This window comes from Brevibacillus sp. YAE8, from assembly GCF_057543335.1.
Genome location: NZ_BAAIYG010000194.1, coordinates 1 through 507, shown reverse-complemented (window position 1 = coordinate 507; position 507 = coordinate 1). Strand labels below are relative to the sequence as shown.

The 507-nt window shown below is 39.4% G+C and carries 1 pseudogene; it reads right to left on the bottom strand.

Annotated elements, in window-relative coordinates:
• A pseudogene (rnjB, locus tag AC27IT_RS28345) lies at positions 1 to 470 on the bottom strand (ribonuclease J2); the annotation flags it as partial.
• Positions 471 to 507: the final 37 nt, after the last annotated feature.

Genomic DNA, 507 nt, shown 5'->3' with positions numbered 1-507 from the left:
CCAAGTGATGTTTTAAAGCTCACACCTACAGAATCAGGAATGCTGTGAATCGTTCTAAAGAACGATACTTTTGTTGATTCAAATGTAATGACAGATTTTGAGTGAATTTCCCTTAAATCAGTTTTTCGGTTATGTCCGTATTGTTTTAATTTCTCTCTTAACAGTGCAAGCGTCAGTTTTGTTCCGTACACTGGAACGGACAGCTTGTTTAATAAGTAAAAAACGCCGCCGATATTTTCATCGTGCCCGTGCGTTAAAAAGATTGCCTTGACGCGGTCAGCCCGTTCAATCAAATATGATATGTCAGGAATCACTACATCAATACCGAGCATTTCGTTTTCTGGATGCATAAGGCCGGCATCAACGACAAATATGTCTGAGTCAATTTCAATGACATAAAGGTTCTTCCCAATCTCTCCGACACCGCCAAGGGCGATAATTCTAACGTTTTCTGTATTTTTCTTTTTCAAAATCTATATCCTCCTAGTCTCATACCCGTCCATCATC